The following is a 21,468-nucleotide window of genomic DNA, read 5'->3' on the forward strand; positions in this document are numbered from 1 at the left end:
GAGAGGAGCCATGTCGCCTTCTATGCCCCAGCACTACGACGTTGTGATTTTTGACCGCGACGGCACGCTGCTTGAGATCAACGCGGCCCGCTCGGCCCTGCTGAGCCAGCGCATCCAGTCGGTCTCCCCCACCCTCACCGATGCGGTGATGATGGATGCCTGGGCTGCACACAACACCTCCTGGCCCGCCAGCGATGCCGAGGAGCTGGCGTTCTGGGCCACCTTCTGGGCCGATCTCGCGCCCGCCCACGGGCTGGGCGAGCAGCAGCGCCAGCGCCTGATTGAGGTGGTGCTCGACTACCCCAGCATGTTTGTGGTCTACCCCGACACCCTGCCCACGGTGGAGACGCTGGCGGCGCGCGGGGTGCGCATGGTGCTCTTCACCAACTTCGACCTGCCCAGCGTCGACCGCACCCTGGCGCAGGCGGGCATCAGCCCCACGCGCTTCGATCTGCGCATCTCGCCGCTGCATATGGGCGGGCTGAAGAAGCCGAGCGTGGCGGCCTACCACACGGTGGCGCAGCGCCTGGGCGTGGCCCCCGAGCGCTGCCTAATGGTGGATGATACGGCCGAGAACTGCTTCGGGGCGCTGGAGGCGGGCATGGGCGCGCTGTATATCGACCGCGCAGGTGCTGGCGAGGTGGCCGGGCTGACGCGGATCACTACGCTAGAGGCGGTGATCGCATATACTGAAGGTTAGGCTGATAGCGCCGCTATTCTTCGTGTGACAAGAAGACGTCCCACCACAAAAGGTGGGACGTCTTCTTTTTTGCACCAAACGATGCCGCTAGCCGATCTGCTCGGCCTGCTCGGCCAGGAAGGCCGCCACCCAGGCCAGCGGCGCGTTCCAGTTGATCGCCACCTCGTTGGTGGAGTACGAGGCGATGTGGTCGTCAAAGCAGCGCTGCCCCGGCGTGCCAGCGGCGATCACCGCCTGGATGTGAGGGTCGTGCCGCTGCGAGTCCGGCCCGCCGGAGAGCGCCCCGGGCGGCGGCGGCGGGAAGCTCGGGTCGATCTGGTCGGCCCAGTAGCGATGGTGGGGGTGGCGCAGCGGCCTGGTGCCATAGCCCGAGACATAGGATTGGCCCAGCGGGTTGCGGCCCAGCAGGTAGTCCATGCCTTCCAGCACCGCGTCGCGGTAGGCGGCCTTCTTGGTGAGGTCGTAGGCCAGCGCCAGCACCAGCTGGTTGTTCAGCGCGAAGGATGTAGACCCCCAAGGGTAGCCCTCCTCGCCGGGCGCGAACACCAGCGCGTAGCCCTGCCGACGCTGGTCGGCCAGGTACACATCCGCCGCCGCCACCACCGCCGCGCGGGCGGCGTGGATGTGGCGGTCGTCGAGGCTGTTTGGCACGGTGGCCAGCGCGATCGTGCCGAGCGCCTGGGTCTGGCCCCAGGTGGCGGTGGGCGCGGCGTGCTTGCCGAAGGCGCTGGGCAGCGCGGCGAAGTGCGGCGAGGCCAGCAGGAACTCGCGGTAGCGCTGCTGGCCAGTGGTGATGAACAGCTCGCACGCGGCCCAGTAGAACTCGTCATCTACCGTCGGGTCGCCGTAGGCACCGCCGCCCACGCCATCGGTGTGGGGCGCGATGCGGTCGGGGTTGGCGCGGGCGGCATCCCAGGCGCGGGCGGCTGCGGCCAGGCAGCGCTGGGCAAAGGCCGGGTCGATCTCGCGCCAGATGCGGGCGGCCTGCGCGGCGGCTGCGGCCAGGTTCAGCGTGGCCGCCGTGCTGGGCGGGCGCAGGATGCGCGGCTGCTGGTCGGCGTGGGGCGCGGTGGGCAGCGGCGTCCACTGGTCGTTATGCATCTTGTGGTGGGCCATGCCCGCCAGCGGCTGGCCCTCGGGCACCTGCATCTTCAGCAGGAACTCTATCTCCCAGCGGGTCTCGTCGAGGATGTCGGGGATGCCGTTGGCGTTCTCGGGGATGCTGAGCGAGCCGTCGGGCAGGGCGTCGCCCGCGCCCAGGTGCAGGCTGCGCTCGTAGATGTGCTGGAGCGTCCAGGTGGCGATGCCGCCGTTCACCACATACTTGCCCTGGTCGCCCGCGTCGTACCAGCCGCCCGCCACATCCAGCGCGTAGTCGCCGGTGCCGGGGGCGCAGGGCACGTGGGCATCCTGCGGGTGGCCCTCGGGGCGCACCCAGCGCTCGTGCCCGGCGTAGGGCATGGCGATGGCGATGCCGCAGCGGTTGTGGTAGAAGAAGCCCATGGCGTCGCGGGTGAGCCGCTGGTAGATGTCGGCGGCGATGCTGAAGGGGGCGCTGTCCGCACCCGCCACGCGCAGGCTATAGCTGCCGCCGGGGGTGGCGTAGGCCGAGAAATCGACGATGTGGATGTGGTCGCCCGAGTCGGCGTCGGGGCCAAAGACGGTGGTGGTGCCGCTGGCCACCACCGCGCCGCTCTGGCGCAGCTCCCAGGCCAGGGGGGCGGTGGCTGGCGTGGCCACGCTCGCCCGCTTCATGCCGTGGGGAAGGTAGCCGAGCTGGTTGACGTGAACCAGCGGCTGGGAAGATTCGTGCATGGGTGTCGCCTATGACCTTTCTCTCTGTGCGCCGCTCAGCCTAGAGCGGCGCGTACCCGGCGGGCAGCTGCTCGCCCTGATACGATCGGATGTACTGCACCGCGCCAGGGCCGAAGGCGTTTTCGAGCGCCGCCTCGGCGGAGGATGTGTGGGGCAGCGCGGCGGCCAGCTGGGCCAGCGTGCTGCCGCTGGCCGCCGCCAGCGCCCGCGTGGTGGCGGCGTACTGGTCGCGGTCGAGTGTGATCATCGCGCTGCTCACCTGCCCGACCCCGAAGGTCTGGCGGGCGGCCTCGGCGGCGGCCCCCAGGCGGATGGCGTCCTGGCTGCGGCCCTGGCCCAGTGCCACCGCCGCAAGGCCCATCAGACGCATGGGGATGCCGCAGGCGTCGTTCGACTCGTAGGCGATGGCCAGGCTGCGCATGTAGCACGCCTGCGCGCGATCCAGGTGGCCCAGCCGCAGCAGCGCGATGCCCAGCATGTGCAGCGCGATGCCCACGCCCCACTCGTTCTGCTCGGCCTGGAACTGGGCCAGGTCGGTCTCCAGCTGGACGATCGCCGTGCTGGTGCTGCTGGCGATATCCACCGCGTCGCGGATGCAGATGCCCACGGCCAGCATGCGCGGCTGGCGCAGCTCGCTGGCCAGCGCCACATAGGCGTTGAGCCACTGGCGTGCCATGCCGCTGTCGCCCCGCATCAGCAGCGCGTTGCTCATGCCCAGGATGGCCTTGGCCGCGCCGCTCTGGTCGCCCACCAGCCGGAACATCGCCAGGCTCTCCTGGTAGTAGCTGCGGGCCTGCTCGGGGCTGTCCTGCAGCTCGGCTATCTGGCCGCGCAGCGCGATGGCCATGCCCAGGCTCTGCTTGTTACCCAGCGCGCGCAGCATGGCCTGGCCCTGCTCGATCAGGTCGAGCGCGTAGGCCAGCTTGTCCTGGGCCAGCGCCACATCGGCCAGCGAGAGCAGGGTCTGCCCGGCGCTGTGGCGGTCATCCAGGGCGCGGAAGATCGTGATCGCCTCGTGGTAGCGCTCCTCGGCCTCGGCGTAATCGTAGCGCAGGTAGGCGATGCGCGCCAGGTTGCTGATCGCGTGGGCGATGCCGCGCCGCGCCCCCAGCTCCTGAAACAGCGCCAGGCTCTCGGCGTAGAGCCGGGCCGACTCGGCGTAGTTGTAGCGCAGCGCCGCCAGGTGCCCCAGGTTGGTGAGCGCCCACGAGCAGAGCATGCGGTCGCCCAGGCGGCGCGAGATCGCCAGGCTCTCGGAGCAGAGCGAGACGGCGCGCTCGTAGTCATACTGGTCCACCGCCACGGTGCCCAGGTTGTTCAGGGCGTGGGCCGCGCCGCGCTGGTCGCCCAGCTGCTGAAACAGCGAGATGCTCTCCTCCAGCAGCTCCTGGGCCTGCACCAGCTCGTGCTGGCAGCGGGCCAGGAAGCCAGCGCCGTTCAGTGCCTTGGCGCGGGCGATGCTGGGCTGGGGGGCCTCGGCCAGGGCGGCGGCGAAGCGCGCGCGGCCCTCGCTCACATGGTTGTGGGTCTGCCAGAAGATCCAGATCGACCCGGCGATCATCAGGCCGTGCTGGGGGTCGCCGCCGGGCGTGCGGCTCCACTCCATGGCCGCGCGCAGGTTGCCGTGGTCGGTCTCCAGCCTATTCAGCCACAGCAGCTGGTCGGCCCCCTGCAGCTGCGGCTCGGCGGCGCTGGCGAAGGCGGTGAAGAAGGCGCTGTGGCGCTGGCGGGCGGCGGCGTACTGGCCGCTGTCGTGCAGCTGCTCCAGCGCGTACTCGCGGATCGTCTCCAGCATGGTGAATCGGCTCTCGCCGGTGGCGTCCTCGTGGCTCTGGATGAGGCTCTGGTTCAGCAGCGACTCGATGCTGTCGAGCAGCGGGCGGGCGGGCGCGTCGGGCTGGGGCGCGCACACCGCCTCGGCGGCCTCCAGCGACCAGCCGCCCACAAAGCAGGCCAGCTTGCGGAACACCGCCTGGTCATCCGGCTCCAGCAGCTGGTAGCTCCAGTCGATCGTGCCGCGCAGGGTCTGCTGGCGGGTCGGCAGGTCGTGCGCGCCGCCGGTGAGCACGGTGAGCCGCCGCTCCAGGCGGGCCAACAGGGCCGGGGGCGAGAACACGCGCACGCGCGCGGCGGCTAGCTCGATCGCCAGCGGGATGCCCTCAAGGCCGATGCAGATGTCGGCGATGGCCTGGGCGTTGGCCTTGGTGAGCTTGAAGGTGGGGCTGGCCGCGCGCGCGCGCTCCAAGAACAGCGCCACCGAGGGGTACTCGGCCAGCGCGGTCAGGCGCTCGGCGGCGGCGTGCTCGGCGGGCTGGCTGGCCGGGGTGTCCAGCGGGGGCACCAGCAGCACGTGCTCGCCGGAGAGGTGCAGCACGGCGCGGCTGGTGATGATCACCATCACCTTGGGCGCGGCGGTCAGCAGGTCGGCGATCTGGGCGGCGCTGGCTAGCACGTGCTCGAAGTTGTCTAGCAGCAGCAGCAGCTGCTTGTCGTGCAGAAAATCGACCAGCTGCTGCTGGATGGGCGGCGACCAGCGCTCGGGCAGCCCCAAGGTCTGCGCGATCGTCGAGAGCACCAGGTCGTGGTCGCTGATCGAGGTGAGCGACACGAAGAACACGCCATCGGGGAAGGCCGGCTGCAGCTCGTGGGCCAGCTGCAGGCCCAGCCGCGTCTTGCCGATGCCGGGCGTGCCGGTGAGCGTCAGCAGGCGCGCGTCGGAGCGCAGCACCTCGTGGGCGCGGGCCAGTTCGGCGGCGCGGCCCACCAGCGAGGTGGTGGGCGCGGGCAGGTTGCTGCGGCGGATCTGTACCTCGCCGCGGGCGTGGGCGATGAAGGCCGCCCGCTCGGCCTCGGGCACCTGCAGCTGGTCGGCCAGGCGCTCGGCCACCAGCCGCGAGGGCCGCAGCTCGCCCGACTCGATCTTGCGGATCGTCACCACCGCGCAGCCGACGCGTCGCGCAAGATCATCCTGCGTGAACTCCAGCGTCTTGCGGCGCTGCTTAAGTCGTTGGCCGAAAGAATCATCGTGAAGCATCGGTGCCTCCTGCGCTGTATGGTAACGCGCGTCGCGGGCGGGTATGGCAAGCGCCAGCGATCACCAGATCGCTGGGCATCGCGCAAAATCTGCGACAGCGCCGTGAACTGTAGTTTACCACGGGATGCCCGCCCCCCGGTAAAAAGAGCACTACCAGTGATATATCACTTTGCTATCGCTGATTGTATCATTTCTGTTCTTCCCTAAAAAAAGCGGGCATGCTGTAATAAGCCTACACCCTTGTACGATTCTCTCATGCCGATAGCGCGAAGTTGGGCTATTGAAAAGCTATGCCTACCATCGAACAAATTGCAGCGCTCGCAAAGGTTTCGCGGTCGACGGTCTCACGTGTGCTGAACAACCACCCCAGCGTGCGACCCGTGGTCCGCGATCGCGTGCTGCAGGTGATGCGCACCTACAAGTATGTGCCGCACGCCGCCGCCCAGCGGCTCGCTGGTAGCTCCAGCCACGCCATCGGCCTGATCATCCCGCGCGAGGCGGCGTTCCTGTTTCAGGACCCGTTCTTCTCGCAGCTGCTGCACGGCATCGCCGAGCGCTGCGCCGACCGCGGCTACTTCCTGACCCTCTCGATCGCCGGGCGCTACGGCGAGGCCAGCACCTCGTACGATGCGGTGCTGCGCGGCAAGCGCTTCGACGGCGTGATCATGCTCTCCAGCGACATGTCCGACGCGGTGCTGCCCGAGCTGATCCGCTACCACATGCCCATGGTGCTGATCGGGCGGCACGCCTACGCCCACCACCTCAACTGGGTGGATGCCGAGAACCGCCGCGGCGCGTACGAGGCGGTCTCCCACCTGGTGGGGCTTGGCCACCGCCGCATCGGCCTGATCAGCGGCCCCAGCCACATGATCGTGAACATGGATCGCCGCGATGGCTACCGCCAGGCCCTGATGGCGGGCGGCCTGGCGATCGACCCCCAGCTGGTGGTCGAGGGCGATTTCTCGCAGGGCGCGGGCTTCGAGCTGAGCCACCGGCTGCTGGACATGCCCCAGCCGCCCACCGCCATCTTTGCCACCAGCGATGCCCTGGCCCTGGGGGCCATCCGCGCCATCCACGCGCGCGGCCTGCGCATCCCGCACGACATCGCCCTGGTCGGCTTCGACGACCTGCCGATCGCCGAGTTCTCGGACCCGCCGCTCACCACGGTGCGGCAGCCGATCGGCGAGATGAGCATGGCCGCCGCCGATCTGCTTATCGAGCAGCTTCATCGTTCCTCGGTCGAGGCCCGGCAGATCTGCCTGCCCACCGAGCTGGTCATACGCGAGTCAAGCGGTACCGTTCGTGAGCGGAGTGTTCCAGAAGGGAGGTAGCCTGGTTTTCCCGCTCGCTACGTACGAATATGCAGAGATGCATTAGTTTCGTTGTTGATGCCGAACGTTGTGTTCTGAGGAGTGAAAGATTCCTATGTTGAAGCGAACAATGCCGTTTATCACCGGCCTGAGCGCGGTGAGCATGATGCTGGGCGCGTGTGGCGCACCTGCTGCCCAGGCCCCGGCCACCCAGGCCCCCGCCGCCGCCGCCACCGAGGCTCCTGCCGCAGTTGCCACCGAGGCTCCTGCTGCCGCCGCTACCGAGGCCCCCGCCGCCGCCGCCACCGAGGCCCCCGTCGCCGAGGCGACTGCCGAGCCGACGCCCGCGCCGACCACCGGCAAATCCAGCAACTACGACAGCGCGGCTCAGAAGATCACCATGTGGTTTATGCCCAACGGCGCGCAGCCGCTGGCGTTCATGCAGGCTGAGGTCGAGGCCTTTGTGAAGGCCAACCCCGACATCGGCGTGGACTACCAGCTGGTTGACTGGGGCACCGGCTTCACCCAGATCCAGACTGCCCTGCAGGGCGGCTCGGATGCCTGTGTGACCCAGCTCGGCACCACCTGGGTGCCCGGCTTCAGCGCCACGGGCGGCCTGCGCACCTTCACCGACGATGAGGTCAAGGCTGTCGGCGGTGCCGAGGCCTTCGTGCCCGCATCGTGGGAGCTGACCGGCATCAAGGGCGACCCGGCGATCTACGCCGTGCCGTGGTTCACCGACGTGCGCGCGATCGCCTACCGCGCCGACGTGCTGAAGAAGGCTGGCCTGGACCCGAAGGACGCCTTCAAGGATCTGGCCTCGTTCGAGAAGACCCTGCAGACGATCAAGGATGCCAACCTGGGCATCGACCCCTTCGTGCACCCGGGCCGCAACGACTGGAACGTGTGGCAGAACACCTCGCAGTTCATCTGGAACTACGGCGGCGACATCCTGTCGACCGACAACACCCAGGCGATCTTCAACTCCGACAAGGCGGTTGAGGGCGCGACCTTCTTCGGCGACCTGTACGGCAAGGGCCTGACCGCCCCCGACACCCTGGAGCTCAACTCGTCGCAGGCTGAGTCTCGCTTTGGCGACGGCAAGGCCGCGATGATCATCGCCTCGTCGTACCTGGTCAGCCAGGCCCGCGCCCCCAAGGACAACGGCGGCTGGTCGAACGACGATGCCCGCGCCAACCTGGCCTTCGCCGAGTTCCCGGCTGGCCCGGGCGGCCAGTACACCTTCGTCGGCGGCAGCCAGCTGGGCATCTTCAAGGATTGCCCGAACCCCGATGCCGCAGTGAAGTTCGTGCAGTACCTGACCGGCGGCGAGTCGCAGGCGCGCTACAACGCCAGCACCGGCATGCTTCCGGCCCTCAAGGCCGCCCAGGCCGACAAGGCGTTCAGCGACCCGCTGTTCGACGCCTTCAAGGCTGGCGCGAACAAGGGCAAGGCTGCTCCGGCGGTGGTCGAGTGGGGCGGCATCGAGAATGCCTACCAGTCGGCGCTGCAGAGCGTGTGGGAGGATGTGGCCGCGTCGCCTGGCAAGCCCGTCACCACCGAGCAGGTGAAGGCTCGCCTGGATGAGGCTGCCCAGACCGTCGACAGCCTGCTTGGCAAGTAGCCTGGCATCCGCCAGTGCGAAGCAGTACGGGAGCATGCAGGCCAACACCTGCATGCCCCCGTTCCCTTGCGTTGGGGCCGCAGTGCCCGCGCGGGTTTTGAGAGATAGCCCATCCCGTTGTTGAAAATCGCAAAGAGCTGTGCTTTTTTCGCCTTTTTGCCTGTGGGCCTTTGTGCCCCTGCCGCCATTTTTGAAGATACCGGACCCGACCCGCGCAGCGCCCCGCCCTGCGCACGCTAGGAGCACCCTATGGCGATCCAACTGAAGCTGAGACACCCCTCGGGCCTGAGCCTGGGGCAGCGCATTCGGCAGAACCGCATTGCCTACCTCTTCATCGCGCCCTCGCTGCTGATGATGATCCTCATCCACCTCATCCCCACCGCGCAGGCGCTGTATATGTCGTTCCTGGACCTGCGCCAGAGCACGCTGCGGCTCTACCTGGGCGCGCCGTTTGTCGGCCTGGAGCACTACCAGGACATCCTGGTCGGCCTGTTCACCGGCGGCGGCAGCTCGAATATCAAGGGCCTGAGCCAGGCGCTGCGCAACGCGCTGTGGTTCACCCTGTGGCTGAATGTGGGCACCCTGGGCCTGGGCATGGTGTTCGCACTGCTGCTCAACCGCAAGTTCATCGGGCGCGGCATCGCCCGCACGCTGGTGCTGCTGCCCTGGGTGGTGCCCACCTTCGTGGTCGGCCTGATCTGGCGCTACATCTGGCTGCAGCAGGGCGGCCTGGCCAACCGCATCCTGGTCGACTGGCTGCATGTGGTCGACCAGCCCATCCAGTGGCTGCTGAATGAGAACACCCGCTGGGCGCTGCTCATCCCGGCGATCTGGCGCGGCGTGCCCTACACCGCCCTGATGCTGCTGGCTGGCCTGCAGACCATCCCCGGCGATCTCTACGAGGCCTCGCATGTGGATGGCGCGACCAGGCTCCAGCAGTTTTGGTACATCACCATCCCCATGCTCAAGCCGATCATCGCGCTGCAGGTGATGTTTGGCGTGGTCTTCACGCTGTTCGGCTTCGGCCCCTACAACATCGCCACATCGATGTTCGGCAGCACCAACCACGGCTCCTACGCCGAGCTGCTCATCCCCGCGATCGCGCGGCAGACTTTCTCCAGCCAGCTGTACGGCTACGGCGCGGCGGCCTCGGTGCTGGCCATGTTCCTGGCGATGATCTTTGTGGCGCTCTGGTACCGCGTGTTCCGCGGCGCGCTGACCGCGCAGTAGTGCGGGGAGGAAATACATGAAATTCTCACAGGCTGTCCCCGCGCCACAGGTGCGCACCCGCCCCTACGTGAATGTGCGCCGCATCATCCGCGAGCGCCTGCTCGACGCGCTGCTGATCGTGCTGGTGTTCTTTATGGTCGCGCCCATCCTGTTCCTGATCATCAGCTCGTTCAAGACCACCAGCGAGTTCACCAGCACCACCGCTGGCCTGTTCCCCGAGGTATGGCAGTTCAAGAACTACCCCGATATGTGGCAGCGCGCCAACTTCGGCCAGTACTTTTGGAACAGCATGCTGATCTGCACGGTGACGACCGTGGTGGCCACCATGTTCTCGGCGCTCACCGGCTACGCGCTCTCGCGCTTCCGCTTCCCCGGCTCCGACCTCTACGGCCTGAGCGCGCTGGGCACCCAGCTGATCCCGGGCACGCTGTTCTTCATCCCGCTCTACCTCACCTTCGTGTGGATCCGCAACGTCACCGGCATCAGGCTGATCGGCAGCAACCTGGGCGGCATCCTGCTGTACATCGGCTTCTACATCCCGGTGTCGCTGTGGACGCTGCGGGCCTTCTTCGCCACCATCCCGGTGGATCTGGAGGAGCAGGCCCAGGTGGATGGCGCGACCCGCTTCCGCGCCTTCTGGCAGATCATCCTGCCGCTGGCCATGCCGGGCCTGGTCTCCACGGCGATCTACATCTTCCTGACGGCCTGGGACGAGCTGTTCTTCGCCAGCGTGCTGCAGGTGAAGACCATCCCCTTCGGCCTGATGCTGTTCTCGGGCGCGCAGAGCGCCCAGAGCCGCTACGAGCTGATCTGCGCGGGCGCGGTGGTCTCCACCCTGCCGGTGATCGTGCTCTTCCTGCTGCTGCAGCGCCGCCTGGTCGAGGGCCTGACGGCGGGCGCGGTCAAGTAGCTTTTCTCGCGGCCACAACGCGGCGCGGCCAGGGCACCCATGCCCTGGCCGCGCCGTTTTTGCCTAGAAAAAAGGTGGCACCGCTTTTGCTTCTGGCCTAGGCAGCGAGCAGATCGACGGCCAGCGAAAGGCGGAGCAGCCATGACCCAGCAGCACACCATTGGCGAAGCGCCACAGCAGGCGGCCAGCGAGGCCGGGCTGCGCTACGTGAGCGACCGCCGCCCCGGCATCCGGCGCGAGCGGCGCGGCGAGGCGTTTGTCTACCTCGACACGCGGGGCCGCCCGATCGACGACGAGCGCACGCTCGACCGCATCCGGCGGCTGGCCATCCCGCCCGCCTACACCGATGTGTGGATCTGCCCCACCGCCAACGGCCACATCCAGGCCACCGGGCGCGACGCGCGTGGCCGCAAGCAGTACCGCTACCACCCGCGCTGGCGCGCCGCGCGCGACGAGACCAAGTTCGAGCGCATGCTGGCCTTCGGCCAGGCTCTGCCGCACATCCGCGAGCGCGTGGCCAGCGACATGGCGCTGCCTGGCCTGCCGCGCGCCAAGGTGCTGGCCACCGTGGTGCGCCTGCTGGAGCTGACGCTCATCCGCGTGGGCAACGACGAGTACGCCCGCAGCAACAAATCCTACGGCCTGACCACCATGCGCGACAAGCACGTGCAGATCGAGGGCGCGCAGGTGCGCTTCTCGTTCAAGGGCAAGAGCGGGGTGCGCCACGAGATCAGCGTGCGCGACCGCAGGCTGGCGCAGATCGTGCGGCGCTCGCGCGATCTGCCCGGCTACGAGCTGTTCCAGTATGTGGATGAGCAGGGCCAGCGCCACGATGTCACATCCGACGATGTGAACGCCTACCTGCAGGAGATCACCGGCGAGCACTTCACCGCCAAGGACTTCCGCACCTGGGCGGGCACCGTGCTCTGCACCGTGGCCCTGGGCGAGCTTGGCCCCGCCGAGCGCGAGCCAGAGGCCAAGCGCCACGTGGCCCAGGCGGTGGAGCGCGTGGCCCGGCAGCTGGGCAACACCGCCTCGGTCTGCCGCAAGAGCTACATCCACCCCGAGGTGATCAGCGCCTACCTCGACGGCACGCTGATCGAGACCCTGCTGCAGCACGCCGCCGCCGAGCTTGCCGATGATGGCGGCCTCGACCCGCACGAGCAGGCCGCCCTGTCCTTCCTCGGCCAGCGCCTGCGCCAGGCCGACGCGTGACGCAATCGCCTTCCGGTGCGCCGCAATCGCCTTCCGGCGTGACGCAATCGGGTTCCGGTGCGATGCAATCGCCTTCCGGCGTGACGCAATTGGGTTCCGGTGCGACGCAATCGCCTTCCGGTGTGACGCAATCGCCTTCCGGTGTGACGCAATCGCCTTCCGACGTGACGCAATCGCCTTCCGACGTGACGCAATCGCCTTCCGGCGTGACGCAATCGCCTTCCGGCGTGACGCAATCGCCTTCCGACGTGACGCAATTGGGTTCCGCGATGATACACCCTCTTCCCACCCGGCCCATGCGGCGAAGGTGCCGCTCGTGCATACTGGCCATATGCACGAACACCAGATGCCTGATTTCGGCATAGGAATGCTCCAAATTGGGGGTTTCGAAGGGGGCAACGCCCCCTCGCGGGGTTCCTAGGGGCTGGCCCCTAGGCGCTGCCCGCGCAGGGCATCCACCCACCGAACACGTACCACCGCCATGGCTGATGGGAAACACTGCGAAAAAGTGACACCATGTGAGGGCGATGCCCCCTGGCGGGGTGCCGAGGGGCAGTCCCCTAGGCGCTGCCGAAGCTCCAGGCTCTATGCGTTCTGTCTGCGCTCTTTCCGCCTTTTGGCATCTTGGGGCAAATCGGTTTTTTGAACCTTCGGGTCTGTGTGCTACCTAGGGTCTCGTGCTCCTTGGTGTCTTGGCGTCTTGGTGGTAAAACGACCTTCGCGCCCTCGTGGTGTGGCCATTGGTCGTGCTACAATGCCGCCATGTCAATCGATTTTGTCCAACTGCTCCGCCAGATCCCCGGCTACCAGAGCCAGATCGCCCACGTCGAGCCGCTGCCCGCCAAAGAGGCGCGGCTGGCCGACCCTGCCCAGCCGCTTGCGCCCGCCCTGGCGGCGGCGCTAGCCGAGCGCGGCGTGGCGCGGCTCTACGCCCACCAGGCCGCCGCGCTGGATGCGGCGCGGGCGGGCGGCCATATCGGCGTGGTCACCGCCACCGCCAGCGGCAAGACGCTGTGCTACCAGCTGCCCTCCGTCGAGTCCATCCTAGCCGACCCGCAGAGCCGCGCCCTGCTGCTGTTCCCCACCAAGGCGCTGGCCCACGACCAGATGCGCTCGCTGGGCGGCCTGCTGGATGCGCTGGCCCGCCACGGCGCGCCGCCCATCCACGCCGCCGCGCTGGATGGCGACACGCCCTACCGCGAGCGCGACCGGCTGCGCGCCCAGGCCCAGATCATCCTCTCCAACCCCGACATGCTACACCGCACGCTGCTGCCCGACCACCAGCGCTGGGCTGCGCTGCTGGCCAACCTGCGCTACATCGTGATCGACGAGGCCCACATCTACCGTGGGGTGTTCGGCACGCACGTGGGCCTGGTGCTGCGGCGGCTGCGCCGCGTGTGCGCCCACTACGGCAGCGCGCCGCAGTTTATCTGCTGCTCGGCCACTAGCGCCAACCCGCAGGAGCACCTGGCCGCGCTGGTGGGCGACCCCGTGCGCGTGATCGACGGCGACGGCGCGCCGCAGGGCGTGCGCTCGTTCGTGTTTTGGAACCCGCCCCTGGCCGAGGACCGCAGCCGCCAGCGCGGCCTGGGGCGCAGGAGCGCCGAGGAGAGCGGCAGGCGGCGATCCACCAATGTGGAGACCGCCAGCCTGCTGGCCCACCTGTCGCGCAGCGCGGTGAAGACGCTGGCCTTCGCCCGCAGCAGGCGCGGGGCCGAGCTGGTGCTGCGCTACACCCGCGAGGCGCTGGCGGGCCGCGCCGGGGCCTACGCCCGCCCGGCGGCGGACGAGAACCCGCAGGTGGCCGCCTACCGCGCGGGCTACACCCCCGAGCAGCGCCGCGAGCTAGAGCTGGCCTTCCAGAGCGGTGAGCTGCGCGGCATGGTCAGCACCAACGCGCTGGAGCTAGGTGTGGACATCGGCGGGGTGGATGCGGTGGTGATGGGCGGCTTCCCCGGCAGCGTGGCCAGCACGTGGCAGCAGGCGGGCCGCGCCGGGCGCAGCAAGGGCCATGCCCTGGCCGTGCTGGTGGGCCAGGATGACCCGCTTGACCAGTTCTACATGCGCCACCCCGAGCAGTTTTTCGCCCGCTCGCACGAGCACGCCCGCGTGGCGCTCGACAACCCCTTCATCCTGCGCGACCAGCTGCGCTGCGCCGCCGCCGAGCTGCCCCTGCACGACGCCGACGCGCTGTGGTTCGGCCCGACCTACCCGCAGATGCGCGACTACCTGCTGCGCCACGGCCAGCTGCGCGCGCTGGAGGATGGCCGCGCGATCTGCGCCGAGAAGCCCGCAGCCGAGGTCAACATCCGTTCGGCGGACGGCGACCCGATCGCGCTGAAGGACAGCGAGACGGGCCGCACCATCGAGCAGGTCTCGGCCACCCGCGCGCCCTTCGAGGTCTACCCCGGCGCGGTCTACCTGCACCAGGGCGATTCGTACCTGGTGAGCGAGCTGAACGAGCGCGCCGCGCTGGCCCGCCGCACCGAGGCCGACTACTTCACCCAGACGATCGAGGAGACCGAGATCGCCGTCGAGCGCGTGCGCGAGCAGCGACAGCTGGGGCCATCCACGCTCTGCCTGGGCGTGGTGCAGGTCACGCGCCGCGTCACCGGCTACCGCCGCAAGAAGCTCTATAGCGACGAGGTGATCTCGGAGCACGACCTGAACCTGCCGCCGCTCTCGTTTCGCACCGTGGCGGTGTGGTGGACGGTGCCGCGCGAGCTGGTGCGCAGGCTGGATGCCGAGTGCGACGAGCCGCTGGACGCCCTGCACGCCATGGAGCACGCCTGCATCGGCATGCTGCCCCTGCTGGCCCAGTGCGATAGGGCCGACATCGGCGGCCTCTCCACCGACGATCACCCCGACACCAAGCAGGCCACCATCTTCGTGTACGACGGCGTGCCGGGCGGCGTGGGCATCGCCCAGGTGGGCTACGAGCAGGCCGAGGAGTGGTGGAAGCAGACCCGCGCCCTGCTGGTCGAGTGCCCCTGCGCCGACGGCTGCCCGGCCTGCATCCAGTCGCCCAAGTGCGGCAACGGCAACCAGCACCTCTCCAAGCCGGGCGCGGCGGCGCTGGCCTCGCTGCTGCTGGATGTGCCCGTGCCCGCGCGGCGCGGCCTGGGCGACCCGGCCAGCGCCAGCCCAGCCGCCCCCGGCAGCGCGCGCGCCCTAGTGTTCGAGCTGCGCGACCGGCTGGCCAAGGCCCGCGCCACCCCCAAAGGGCCGCGCCAGGCCGCCCTGCTGGTGGCCCTGCGCTACCGCATCTCCACCGAGCGCACCGGCGCGCTCGACCTCGCCTCGCGCGCCGCCCTCGACCAGATCGAGGCCGAGATCGCCAAGCTGGCCCCCTAGCCCGCTGGCGAGCGCTTGCCCCCACGACATTGGCACCATACAAGTGATGCAGATTGGCTCTTAACACGGGTCCAATCTGCATGTAGTATGGGTGCGAAGGATTGATTGGCGGCAGCCGCAAGCGAGGCAGGGGGCAGATGAGCACACGGATCTTTGTCGCGGGGGCCACCGGCGCGGTGGGGCGGGTAGTCTGCCAGATCTTGGCCGCCGAGGGCTACGAGGTATTTGGCATGACCCGCCGCCGCGAGCGGGCCGCTCAGCTTGAGTCGCTCCAGGTGCACCCGGCTATCGCCGATGTCTACGACGCCCCGCAGCTGTCCAGCCTGCTCGCCTCCATCCGCCCGACCGTGATCATCCACCAGCTGACCGATCTGCCCTTCGGCCTGCCAGCCGCGCAGATGGAGGCTGCCCGCGCCCGCAACGCAAAGATCCGCGATGTCGGCACGCGCAACCTCATCCTCGGCTGCCGTGGCCTCGCGGTGCGCCGCTTTATCGCGCAGAGCATCGCCTTTGCCTACCAGCCCGGCCCGCAGCCCTACGACGAGCAGGCCCCGCTGGCCTCGCCAGCCCTGCGCGACTTCGAGCGCCAGGTGCTGGGGGGCGACTTCGCGGGGGTGGTGCTGCGCTACGGGCGCTTCTACGGCCCAGCGACGGGCGTCGAGGCCCTCGCGCCGCCCTGCGTGGTGCACGTGGATGCGGCGGCGCACGCGGCGGCGCTGGCGGTGGCGCGCGGCGGCGCTGGCGTCTACAACGTGGTCGAGGACGCGCTGGAGGTGACGAGCCAGCGGGCTATCGCCGAGCTGGGATGGAACCCGCAGTTCCGCATGGCGGGCCAGCCGAGCGCTGGCGAGCCGATCGGGCCAGTGTCAAGAGAGCGAGGGAGAACATGACCCTACAGGAACGATTGTACGAGCAGATCGACCGGCTGCGCATCTTCCCCAACGAGCTGGCGCTGCTGGTGGGAAAGCTGACGCCCGCGCAGCTTGGCACGCCCTACCTGGCGGGCGAGTGGACGGTGGCGCAGAACGTCCACCACCTAGCCGACTCGCACATGCACAGCTACACCCGCTGCAAGTTCGCGCTGGCCGAGGAGAACCCGACGATCAAGCCCTACGACCAGGATGTGTGGGCGGCGCTGCCCGACGCGTCGGATGTCGACCTCGCGCCATCCATGGCGCTGCTGCGCGGCCTGCACACGCGCTGGGCCGATTTCTTCGCGGCGCTGCCCGAGGCCGCCTGGGCGCGCACGATCTTCCACCCCGAGCGCGGCACCGTGACCCTGGGCCAGCTGCTCGATGACTATGTGGCGCACGGCCAGGGCCATATCGACCAGATCGCGCGCACGCTGGCCGCCGCGCAGGAGTGAGGGAGCACCCATGAGCATACACGAACAGATCGAGCTGCTGCGCCGCTTCCCCGCCGAGCTGGCGGCCCTGGTCGAGCACCTGACGCCCGAGCAGCTTGGCACGCCCTACCTGGCAGGTGAGTGGACGGTGGCGCAGAACGTCCACCACCTGGCCGACGCGCATATGCACGCCTACCTGCGCTGCAAGTTCGCCGTCACCCAGGAGAACCCGACGGTCAAGCCCTTCGACCAGGATGCGTGGGCCGCCCAGCCCGACGCCGCCGAGCTGGACATAACGCCATCAATGGCGCTGCTGCGCGGCCTGCACGTGCGCATGACCAGCTTCTTCGCCAGCCTGCCCGACGAGGCCTGGCAGCGCCCGTTCTACCACCCCGAGCGCGGCCCGATGGTGGTGAGCGACATGCTCGCCAGCGTCGCCGCCCACTGTGTGGCCCACACCGACCAGATCACGCGCACGTTGGCTGCGGCCAAGTAGCTAGAGAGAGAGCACCAACCATGGCAAAAGACTACGCCGCCCAGCCCTACGCCGAGGTGCGCCGCCGCGACCGCGCCGTGGCCGACGAGGCCTGGATCGCCGAGATGGTAGCCGCTGCGCCGGTGGGCGTGCTGGCCACCGTGCACGACGGCCAGCCCTTTATCAACAGCAACATCTTCGCCTACGACGCCGAGCGCCACTGCCTATACATGCACACCGCCCAGGTGGGCCGCACCCGCGCCAATGTCGAGGCCGAGGCCCGCGTGTGCTTCAGCGTGTTCAGCATGGGGCGGCTGCTGCCCGCCGAGAACGCGCTGAACATGAGCGTGGAGTACACCGGCGTGGTGGCCTTCGGCAGGGCCAGCATTGTGGAGGATGAGGCCGAGGCCCGGCACGGTCTCCAGCTGCTGCTGGACAAGTACTTCACCCACCTGCGCCCTGGTGAGGACTACCGCGCCATCACCGAGGATGAGCTGAAGCGCACTGCGGTGTACCGCATCCGCATCGAGGCCTGGAGCGGCAAGCAGAAGCGCGTGGCCGACGATTTCCCCGGCGCCTTCCTCTACCCGCCCCCGCAGCGCTAGCGGTTGCCCTGGCGCGGCGGATCGAGCGCCGCGCCACTGCCTGCATGAAAGATAAGTGGAAATATACAACTAAAGTCGCTTGCAGTTCGTGATCTTTCACGATTGACATGCCCCGACGCGGATGGCTACACTACAGAGAAGCGGTCTTTTCCGCCCACTGATAATAGCCGCAACGCCGCCCCGCGCACGCCGCGGGGCGCTTGTGTATCAAGGTCAGGTGAACCATTGTCAGCAAGCCAGAAAGAAACGGCGCATGCCTCGAACACGTCGTTCGACGCCTACCAGCTGGATGTGGCGTACGACGAGATGTTCGCAACAGAGCAGCAGGTTCGCCCGCACTACCAGTCGATCTATGAGCGCCTGAACGACATGACCGCCGACGAGCTGGACCGCCGCCAGCAGGCCGCCAACCTGGCCTTTCTCAGCCAGGGCATCACCTTCACCGTCTACGGGCGCGACGAGGGCACCGAGCGGGTCTTCCCCTACGACCTGCTGCCGCGCATCATCCCCGCCCACGAGTGGGCCACCATCGAGAAGGGCCTGACCCAGCGCATCACCGCGCTCAACATGTTCCTGCGCGACATCTACCACGAGGGCAAGATCCTGGCTGACAAGGTCATCCCGCGCTCGCTGGTCTACAGCTGCCGCCACTACCGGCGCGAGATGCGCGGCGTGCACGTGCCGCGCAACATCTACGTCTCGGTGGTGGGCACCGACCTCATCCGGCTGGAGGATGGCAGCTTCGCCGTGCTGGAGGACAACCTGCGCGTGCCCAGCGGCGTCTCGTACATGCTGGCCAACCGCTCGGTGATGAAGAAGGTCTTCCCCAACCTGTTCGGCAGCTACGGCGTGCGCTCGGTCGACCAGTACGGCCAGGCGCTGCTCTCCACGCTGCGCGCGCTGGCCCCGGCGGGTCGGCCCGACCCTAATATCGTGCTGCTCACCCCCGGCGTCTACAACTCGGCCTACTTCGAGCACACCTACCTGGCCCGCCAGATGGGCATCGAGCTGGTGGAGGGGCGCGACCTGCTGGTGCACGACAATGTGGTGTACACCCGCACCACCGGCGGCCTCAAGCGCGTGGATGTGATCTACCGCCGCGTGGACGACGACTTCCTCGACCCGCTGGCCTTCCGCCCCGACTCGATGCTGGGCGTGGCTGGGCTGATCAACGCCTACCGGGCCGGGAATGTGGCCCTGGCCAACGCGGTGGGCACCGGCATCGCCGACGACAAGGCGATCTACGCCTACGTGCCGCGGATCATCCGCTACTACCTGGGCGAGGAGCCGATCATCAACAATGTGGAGACCTACCTGCTGGATGATGAGAAGGAGCGGCGCTACGTGCTGGAGAACCTGGACAAGCTGGTGGTGAAGGCCGTGGGCGAGTCGGGCGGCTATGGCATGCTGATCGGCCCGCACAGCACCGCCGCCGAGCGCGAGGAGTTCCGCGCCCGCATCATCGCCGAGCCGCGCAACTACATCGCCCAGCCCACCCTGGCGCTCTCGCAGGCCCCCTGCTTTGTGGAGGGCAACTTCGAGCCGCGCCACATCGACCTGCGGCCCTACATCCTCTACGGCGATCAGGTGACGATCGTGCCCGGCGGCCTGACCCGCGTGGCGCTCAAGCGCGGCTCGCTGGTGGTCAACTCCTCGCAGGGCGGCGGCAGCAAAGATACCTGGGTGCTGTATGAATAGCCAGACCCATGCAATTGGAAAGGCGCGCGTATGCTGAGCCGTGTGGCCGATAACCTCTACTGGATGAGCCGCTACCTAGAGCGGGCCGAGCACACTGCCCGCCTGATGGATGTGAACTTCACGCAGTCGCTCGATCAGACCCCCGAGGCCCGCGACCGGCGCTGGGAGCGCGTGCTGGCCAGCCTGAACGCCACGGTGCGCGGGGCCGATCTCTACGGCATCGTCGAAGGGCTGGCCTTCGAGCCCGGCAACACCAGCTCGATCGCGGCCTGCATCGCCCAGGCCCGCGAGAACGCCCGCCAGGTGCGCGAGCAGATCAGCACCGAGATGTACGAGCAGATCAACCGCCTGTACTTCCAGGTGCGCAACACCAACCGCTCGGCGTTCTGGGATGACGAGCCGCACAGCTTCTTCAAGCTGGTGCGCGAGGGCGCTCACCTGTTCCAGGGCATCACCGACAGCACCATGAGCTACGACGAGCGCTGGCACTTCATCCAGGTGGGCCGCTTCCTTGAGCGCGCCAACAACACCTCGGCGCTGCTCAGCACCCAGTTCACCGTGCTGCGCGAGAACGAGGTGGCCCAGCCCGTGATGGAGTACCACTACCTCGACTTCGTGGGGCTGCTGAAGTCGTGCACTGCGTTTGAGGCCTACTGCAAGGCCTACACCGCCGACATCCAGCCCGAGCGTGTGGCCGAGTTCCTGCTGCTCAACCCCGACTTCCCGCGCTCAGTGTGCTTCGCCGCCGAGGTCATCCAGAACTCGCTGAGCGCGATCGGGCGCAGCACCGGCCAGCGCCACGCGGGCCGCGCCCAGCGCCTGGCCGGTCGGCTGCGCGCCGCGCTCGACTACGGCCAGGTCGATGAGATCATGGCCGACGATCTGCACTCGTACCTGGCGTCCATCCAGCGCCAGTGCGGCCAGATCCACGACTCGGTCTACCAGACCTATATCACCTACCCGGCAGATATCGCGCTGGCTTCCTAGCGCGGCGTAGCAGCGGCGGCGCGGGGCGACCCGGGCCGCCGCGATCAGGGCACCTATGTACTATGCCATCCGCCATGTGACGCGCTTTCACTACAGCGCGCCGGTCAGCGAGAGCATCACCGAGATCCGCATGCAGCCGCGCAGCGATGGCTTCCAGCGCAGCGTGAACTTTACGCTGCAGACCAGCCCGCGCTCGCGGGTGCTGGCCTACCGCGATGACTACGGCAACTACGTGCACCACTTCGATGTGCCGGGCCGCCACAGCCACCTGACGATCACGGCCCAGGCCCTGGTGAATATGGAGAAGCCCCCGGCCCTGCCCGAGCGGCTGGGCGCGGGCGCGTGGGCCAAGCTCGACGCGCTGGTGGCCGACGACGCCTACTTCGACTATATGAACCCCAGCACCTATGTGCAGCCCGTGCCCGAGCTGGCTATGCTGTCGCAGGATATCGGCCTGCGGCGCGGCGACGACCCGCTGGCCATGCTGCGCGAGCTGAACACCGCGCTGTACGACTACTTCGAGTACGCGCCCCAGTCCACCGACATCGATACCCCGATCGCCGAGGCCATCCTGGCGCGGCGCGGGGTCTGCCAGGATTTTGCCCACATTATGCTGGGCCTGCTGCGCAACCTAGGCGTGCCGGCCCGCTACGTGAGCGGCTACCTGTTCCACCGCACCAGCGACCACGACCGCTCGGTGACGGACTCGACCCACGCCTGGGTCGAGGCGCTGCTGCCCGATCTGGGCTGGGTGGGCTTCGACCCCACCAACAACCTGATCGCTGGTGAGCGCCATATCCGCACCGCGATCGGGCGCGACTACGCCGATGTGCCGCCGACGCGCGGGGTGTTCAAGGGTAAGGCCACCAGCTCGCTGGAGGTGGCGGTACACGTGACGCCCAGCGACGCGCCGCCGCCCACCGAGGAGCCGCAGGTGATCAGCTGGGTGGCCGCGCCCTCAGGCATGACCGCGCAGGAGATCCAGGATCAGCAGCAGCAGCAACAGCAGCAGTAGCGCTGCGCGGGCTGCCGGGCGGCGGCGTGGGCCAAAAGTGCCCGCGCCGCCGCTTTCTACTGCGCAGAATCAAAAACGGCTATGCGTGAGCATAGCCGTGAAAGAGGGGGTAAGCGGCGAAGCTAGGCAGAGAACTACCTTCGCCGGATCT

General features: G+C 68.4%; 16 protein-coding genes. 14 read left to right on the forward strand and 2 right to left on the reverse strand.

Features of this window, described 5'->3' with window-relative positions; translation table 11 throughout:
- Positions 1–10: 10 nt before the first annotated feature.
- On the forward strand, positions 11–700 hold the full coding sequence (locus F8S13_04720) for an HAD family hydrolase (protein KAB8145136.1): 690 nt from the start codon (positions 11–13) through the stop codon (positions 698–700).
- An 87-nt stretch (positions 701–787) separates the two neighbouring features.
- Here the strand turns inward: F8S13_04720 and F8S13_04725 are convergent, their stop codons facing one another.
- On the reverse strand, positions 788–2,515 hold the full coding sequence (locus F8S13_04725; protein ID KAB8145137.1) for an endoglucanase: 1,728 nt from the start codon (positions 2,513–2,515) through the stop codon (positions 788–790).
- Between the two features lie 40 nt (positions 2,516–2,555).
- Positions 2,556–5,549: an XRE family transcriptional regulator gene (locus F8S13_04730; protein KAB8145138.1), complete on the reverse strand. Its 2,994-nt coding sequence runs from the start codon at positions 5,547–5,549 to the stop codon at positions 2,556–2,558.
- Positions 5,550–5,839: 290 nt separating this feature from the next.
- Here F8S13_04730 and F8S13_04735 point away from each other — a divergent pair, with 290 nt between their 5' ends.
- From F8S13_04735 to F8S13_04795, 13 genes are all read left to right on the forward strand, one after another.
- On the forward strand, positions 5,840–6,880 hold the full coding sequence (locus F8S13_04735) for a LacI family transcriptional regulator (GenBank protein KAB8145139.1): 1,041 nt from the start codon (positions 5,840–5,842) through the stop codon (positions 6,878–6,880).
- Between the two features lie 94 nt (positions 6,881–6,974).
- Entirely contained in the window at positions 6,975–8,483 is a 1,509-nt protein-coding gene (locus F8S13_04740) for an extracellular solute-binding protein (protein KAB8145140.1), read from the forward strand.
- Between the two features lie 249 nt (positions 8,484–8,732).
- Positions 8,733–9,713: a sugar ABC transporter permease gene (locus tag F8S13_04745; GenBank protein KAB8145141.1), complete on the forward strand. Its 981-nt coding sequence runs from the start codon at positions 8,733–8,735 to the stop codon at positions 9,711–9,713.
- A 16-nt stretch (positions 9,714–9,729) separates the two neighbouring features.
- Positions 9,730–10,623 carry a carbohydrate ABC transporter permease gene (locus tag F8S13_04750; protein ID KAB8145142.1) on the forward strand — a complete coding sequence of 298 codons (894 nt, stop codon included), beginning with the start codon at positions 9,730–9,732 and terminating at the stop codon, positions 10,621–10,623.
- A gap of 141 nt (positions 10,624–10,764) precedes the next feature.
- Positions 10,765–11,838, forward strand: a complete 1,074-nt coding sequence (locus F8S13_04755) for a DNA topoisomerase IB (protein ID KAB8145143.1) — start codon at positions 10,765–10,767, stop codon at positions 11,836–11,838.
- A gap of 762 nt (positions 11,839–12,600) precedes the next feature.
- The gene (locus F8S13_04760; protein KAB8145144.1) at positions 12,601–15,192 is read left to right on the forward strand and encodes a DEAD/DEAH box helicase; all 2,592 of its coding nucleotides are present in this window, start codon (positions 12,601–12,603) and stop codon (positions 15,190–15,192) included.
- Positions 15,193–15,329: 137 nt separating this feature from the next.
- Positions 15,330–16,082 (forward strand): NAD(P)-dependent oxidoreductase, encoded by a 753-nt coding sequence (locus F8S13_04765; GenBank protein ID KAB8145145.1) that lies wholly within the window; start codon positions 15,330–15,332, stop codon positions 16,080–16,082.
- Entirely contained in the window at positions 15,998–16,558 is a 561-nt protein-coding gene (locus F8S13_04770; GenBank protein ID KAB8145146.1) for a metal-dependent hydrolase, read from the forward strand. The genes F8S13_04765 and F8S13_04770 overlap by 85 nt, the downstream gene beginning before the upstream one ends.
- A complete protein-coding gene (locus F8S13_04775) occupies positions 16,488–17,033 on the forward strand; it encodes a metal-dependent hydrolase (protein ID KAB8145147.1) in 546 nt (181 codons plus the stop codon). The genes F8S13_04770 and F8S13_04775 overlap by 71 nt, the downstream gene beginning before the upstream one ends.
- Positions 17,034–17,053: 20 nt before the next feature.
- Entirely contained in the window at positions 17,054–17,617 is a 564-nt protein-coding gene (locus F8S13_04780; protein ID KAB8145148.1) for a pyridoxamine 5'-phosphate oxidase family protein, read from the forward strand.
- A 306-nt stretch (positions 17,618–17,923) separates the two neighbouring features.
- Positions 17,924–19,315: a circularly permuted type 2 ATP-grasp protein gene (locus F8S13_04785; GenBank protein ID KAB8145255.1), complete on the forward strand. Its 1,392-nt coding sequence runs from the start codon at positions 17,924–17,926 to the stop codon at positions 19,313–19,315.
- 30 nt (positions 19,316–19,345) lie between these two features.
- Positions 19,346–20,302, forward strand: coding sequence for an alpha-E domain-containing protein (locus tag F8S13_04790; protein KAB8145149.1), 957 nt, complete (start codon positions 19,346–19,348; stop codon positions 20,300–20,302).
- A gap of 55 nt (positions 20,303–20,357) precedes the next feature.
- A complete protein-coding gene (locus tag F8S13_04795; protein KAB8145150.1) occupies positions 20,358–21,317 on the forward strand; it encodes a transglutaminase family protein in 960 nt (319 codons plus the stop codon).
- The last annotated feature ends 151 nt before the right edge of the window (positions 21,318–21,468 follow it).

It is taken from the genome of Chloroflexia bacterium SDU3-3, from assembly GCA_009268125.1.
Taxonomy (GTDB): domain Bacteria; phylum Chloroflexota; class Chloroflexia; order Chloroflexales; family Roseiflexaceae; genus SDU3-3.

Bases quoted from the DNA above. Each gene is read 5' to 3' on its own strand.
- F8S13_04720 (KAB8145136.1), top strand. From the start codon at position 11: ATGTCGCCTTCTATGCCCCAGCACTACGACGTTGTGATTTTTGACCGC.
- F8S13_04725 (KAB8145137.1), bottom strand. From the start codon at position 2,515: ATGCACGAATCTTCCCAGCCGCTGGTTCACGTCAACCAGCTCGGCTAC.
- F8S13_04730 (KAB8145138.1), bottom strand. From the start codon at position 5,549: ATGCTTCACGATGATTCTTTCGGCCAACGACTTAAGCAGCGCCGCAAG.
- F8S13_04735 (KAB8145139.1), top strand. From the start codon at position 5,840: ATGCCTACCATCGAACAAATTGCAGCGCTCGCAAAGGTTTCGCGGTCG.
- F8S13_04740 (KAB8145140.1), top strand. From the start codon at position 6,975: ATGTTGAAGCGAACAATGCCGTTTATCACCGGCCTGAGCGCGGTGAGC.
- F8S13_04745 (KAB8145141.1), top strand. From the start codon at position 8,733: ATGGCGATCCAACTGAAGCTGAGACACCCCTCGGGCCTGAGCCTGGGG.
- F8S13_04750 (KAB8145142.1), top strand. From the start codon at position 9,730: ATGAAATTCTCACAGGCTGTCCCCGCGCCACAGGTGCGCACCCGCCCC.
- F8S13_04755 (KAB8145143.1), top strand. From the start codon at position 10,765: ATGACCCAGCAGCACACCATTGGCGAAGCGCCACAGCAGGCGGCCAGC.
- F8S13_04760 (KAB8145144.1), top strand. From the start codon at position 12,601: ATGTCAATCGATTTTGTCCAACTGCTCCGCCAGATCCCCGGCTACCAG.
- F8S13_04765 (KAB8145145.1), top strand. From the start codon at position 15,330: ATGAGCACACGGATCTTTGTCGCGGGGGCCACCGGCGCGGTGGGGCGG.
- F8S13_04770 (KAB8145146.1), top strand. From the start codon at position 15,998: ATGGAACCCGCAGTTCCGCATGGCGGGCCAGCCGAGCGCTGGCGAGCC.
- F8S13_04775 (KAB8145147.1), top strand. From the start codon at position 16,488: ATGACTATGTGGCGCACGGCCAGGGCCATATCGACCAGATCGCGCGCA.
- F8S13_04780 (KAB8145148.1), top strand. From the start codon at position 17,054: ATGGCAAAAGACTACGCCGCCCAGCCCTACGCCGAGGTGCGCCGCCGC.
- F8S13_04785 (KAB8145255.1), top strand. From the start codon at position 17,924: ATGTTCGCAACAGAGCAGCAGGTTCGCCCGCACTACCAGTCGATCTAT.
- F8S13_04790 (KAB8145149.1), top strand. From the start codon at position 19,346: ATGCTGAGCCGTGTGGCCGATAACCTCTACTGGATGAGCCGCTACCTA.
- F8S13_04795 (KAB8145150.1), top strand. From the start codon at position 20,358: ATGTACTATGCCATCCGCCATGTGACGCGCTTTCACTACAGCGCGCCG.